Consider the following 3,514-nt stretch of genomic DNA (forward strand, 5'->3'; position numbering starts at 1 on the left):
CTTCTTCCTGAAAATCAAGCACTTCAGACGCATCGCCACGCGCTACGAACAGACCCCACGGGCGTTTATGTCAATCCTTTGCCTCGTCAGCGCGTTCATCTGGACCAAATGAATGTCAACGCGCTCTAGCGCATCGCGCGGAAAAGTGGCCCCGGTTTTCCGCTCAGGGCGATGGGCCGCTTGAGGGATTGAGCATCGGATCGATCCCAAGAGTGGAGTCCACTTTCGGGTCCGAGGCTTCGATTGGCGACGGCACGTTACGGCTTTTCGCCATAATCCCTGTTAGGGTGTCGGCGGACCGGTAGGACCGCCGGCCGATATCAGAAAAGCGGCGTGATGTTCGGACGAAAGAAAAAGATCCTTCTCCCTCCTGCAGACGAATCCGACCACGGATCGGCGCAGCCCCGTCTGTCACCCCGATCTCCGAACGAGGCCATCAAACCATCGATGGCGCCTCCGCCGCCGCCGAAGCTCCGCCGCCGCCGCAGGGGAATGCTGTCGCTCCTGAGCGGCCTGCTGACCCTTTTCGTCGCCCTGGCGATTGCCGGCATTTTCGGCTTCTCCATGCTGCAGCAGGAGGTGACGGCCCAGGGGCCGCTGCAGAGCGACAAGGTCGTGGTAATCCCCCGCAACACCGGCACGGGCGAAATCGCCAACATCCTCAAGGAGGAAGGCGTCATCAATCAGCCGTTGCTGTTCCAGGCCTACGCCCACATCAACCGGCAGCGTGGCCAGCTGAAGGCTGGCGAGTTCCAGTTCAAGGCCGGCACCAGCATTGAGGACGCCATCGACACCCTCATTCAGGGCAAGGCGATCCTGCATACGGTGACGGTTCCCGAGGGGCTGACCAGCGAACAGATCATTGCCCGCCTTTATGAGCATGAGATCCTCACCGGCGATGTGACCGACACCCCGCGTGAAGGCTCGCTCCTGCCCGATACCTACAAGTTCGAGCGCGGCACGACCCGTCAGCAGATCATCAGCACCATGCAGACGGCCCAACGCCAGGCCATCGAGCAGATCTGGCAGCGCCGTTCCAACGAGCTGCCGATCAAGTCGCCGCAGGAACTCGTGATCCTGGCCTCCATCGTGGAGAAGGAGACGGGCCGGGCGGACGAGCGTACCCGTGTGGCAGGCGTCTTCATCAACCGCCTGATGAAGCGGATGAAGCTCCAGTCCGATCCCACCATCGTTTACGGGCTCGTCGGCGGGAAGGGCACCCTGGGGCGCGGTATCCTGCGCAGCGAGATCGAGGCTGCAACGCCTTACAACACCTATGTGGTCGAGGGCCTGCCGCCAGGCCCCATCGCCAATCCGGGCCGAGCCGCGCTCGAGGCGGTGGCCAACCCCTCGCGCACCAAGGATCTCTACTTCGTCGCCGATGGCTCGGGAGGCCATTCCTTCGCCGAGACATATGAGCAGCATCAGCGCAACGTGAACCGCTGGCGGCAGATCGAGAAGAGCCGCCCGGCTCCCGATGCCGCGGATGTGGACCGGGTGGTGCCCGATGCTGAGGATGTCCGCGGCCAGAATGGAACGCCCATGGTGCCTGGATTGCGGGGGACGGCCAGTGCGCTGCCCGCCGCTGGAGGACGGCCGGGACGCGGTTTCGATGCGAGCGAGGGGACCGATAAGGACCCGCTCAAGAACAAGACCTTCGACCTGAACAATCCGAAGAACGTTCCGGCTCTGCGGCAGCCTTAAGCTGCAGGGCGCAATTCTAGATCCTTGTAATCGACTCTTGGATCGGCGCGCATTATGGTCGCGCCGATTTTTCATTCCGTTTGAGGTTAGCGCATGTCCATTGCGAGCATGACCGGCTTTGCCCGCGAGACCGGCGTCACCGGTTCCTACCAATGGGCATGGGAGCTCAAGACAGTAAACGGACGCGGGCTCGAGGTGCGCGTCCGGACGCCCTCCGGCCTCGATGCCATCGGCGAAGAGGCGCGAGGACAGATCCTCAAGGCGCTGACCCGTGGCCAAGGCCAGCTCAACCTCTCTCTCAGCAAAGCATCGGCCGCTCCCAAGCTGCGCGTGAACCAGGATGTGCTGCAATCGCTGCTCTCGGCCATCAGCGACCTGACCCTCCCGAACAATGTGAAGCCGGCTTCGCTCGATGGTCTGCTGTCCGTGCGCGGCGTGGTCGAGCTCGACGACGATGCCGCCGATCCGTCGCAGGACGAAGGACTTGCGGCGGCTTTGAGAGCGGGGATCGGCACGCTGATCGAGTCTCTCAAGGCGGCACGGCTGAAGGAAGGGCAGGCGCTCGCCGCCGTTCTCGGACAGCAGCTCGATCTCATCTCCCGCCTCGTCGATGAAGCCGAAGCGGCACCGGCCCGTAAGCCTGATGCCATTCGTACCCGTCTGGAAGCGCAGATTGCCGAGCTGCTCGACGGCAAGGCCAATCTCGATCCGGCCCGCCTGCATCAGGAGGCGGTGCTGATTGCGGCCCGTGCCGATATCCGCGAAGAGCTCGACCGGCTGCGCGCGCATGTGGACGCTGCCCGCAGCCTCCTGCAGGAGGGCGGATCGGTCGGCCGGCGTCTCGACTTCCTGGCCCAGGAATTCGGCCGCGAGGCGAATACCCTGTGTGCAAAGGCCAATGATGTATCCCTGTCGCGGATCGGGCTTGAATTGAAGGCCGTGATCGAGCAATTCCGCGAGCAAGTTCAGAACGTGGAGTGATGCGGTGAGCCAAGATGTGAAGCGTCCGGTCGGCCGTCGCGGCCTCATCCTCATCCTGTCCTCGCCGTCCGGCGCCGGGAAAACCACGCTCACACGCAGCCTCGTGGAGGAGCAGGCCGGCGTTCTCTCGGTTTCCGTCACCACGCGACCCAAGCGCCCGTCCGAGATCGAAGGCCGTCACTATCACTTCATCGACGTGGAAGAGTTCAAGGGGCTGCGCGATCGCGACGAACTCCTGGAATGGGCCGAGGTGCACGGCAATTTCTACGGCACTCCGCGCAAGCCCGTGGAGAAGACGCTTGCCGCCGGCCAGGACATGATCTTCGACATCGATTACCAGGGCACCCGTCAGGTGCGGCAGAAGCTGCCCGACGATGTGGTGACCGTGTTCGTCCTGCCGCCCAGCTTCAAGGAGCTGAAGGCGCGCCTGGAGCGTCGGGCCGAGGATGCGCCCGAGGTTATCGCCAAACGCCTCGCCAATGCTCGCGTCGAGATGGAGCGCTGGGTCGAGTACGATTATGTGATCGTCAATGAGGACCTCGACCGCTCATTCCAGAGCCTCAAGGCCATTCAGGCTGCCGAACGCCAGAAGCGCGAGCGCCTCGTCGGCCTCTCCGACTTCGTCGAGGGATTGCTGGCGGAAAAGATCGACTAGGCCCCGCTGTTGGCCGCGTGCCTCTTAGAGCGCGTTGACATTCAGGCTTTCGACGGACTCGCAAATCTGATTCAAGCTCCTTTTGGGCGCGGAGGCTTGGGTGAGCGGAGTTCGTCTGATGTTGAAAGATCACCAGTGGGATCGGATGGAGCCGCATTTGCCGGGCAAACGCAT

Annotated in this window: 3 protein-coding genes; all 3 read left to right on the forward strand. The window is 63.1% G+C overall.

What is annotated here, in order from left to right:
* Nucleotides 1–336: 336 nt before the first annotated feature.
* The 3 genes from mltG to gmk all read left to right on the forward strand — a co-directional run bounded on the left by mltG (nucleotide 337) and on the right by gmk (nucleotide 3,340).
* Nucleotides 337–1,704 carry an endolytic transglycosylase MltG gene (gene mltG / locus FS320_RS40205; protein ID WP_152718056.1) on the forward strand — a complete coding sequence of 456 codons (1,368 nt, stop codon included), beginning with the start codon at nucleotides 337–339 and terminating at the stop codon, nucleotides 1,702–1,704.
* A 93-nt stretch (nucleotides 1,705–1,797) separates the two neighbouring features.
* On the forward strand, nucleotides 1,798–2,685 hold the full coding sequence (locus FS320_RS40210) for a YicC/YloC family endoribonuclease (protein ID WP_152718054.1): 888 nt from the start codon (nucleotides 1,798–1,800) through the stop codon (nucleotides 2,683–2,685).
* 4 nt (nucleotides 2,686–2,689) lie between these two features.
* Nucleotides 2,690–3,340 carry a guanylate kinase gene (gene gmk / locus FS320_RS40215; RefSeq protein WP_162003561.1) on the forward strand — a complete coding sequence of 217 codons (651 nt, stop codon included), beginning with the start codon at nucleotides 2,690–2,692 and terminating at the stop codon, nucleotides 3,338–3,340.
* The last annotated feature ends 174 nt before the right edge of the window (nucleotides 3,341–3,514 follow it).

Origin of the sequence: Microvirga tunisiensis (genome assembly GCF_009296175.1) — a bacterium.
Lineage (GTDB): Bacteria > Pseudomonadota > Alphaproteobacteria > Rhizobiales > Beijerinckiaceae > Microvirga > Microvirga tunisiensis.

What these genes read in the sequence shown, in the direction of transcription:
- mltG (WP_152718056.1), top strand. Translation starts at nt 337, where the DNA reads ATGTTCGGACGAAAGAAAAAGATCCTTCTCCCTCCTGCAGACGAATCC.
- FS320_RS40210 (WP_152718054.1), top strand. Translation starts at nt 1,798, where the DNA reads ATGTCCATTGCGAGCATGACCGGCTTTGCCCGCGAGACCGGCGTCACC.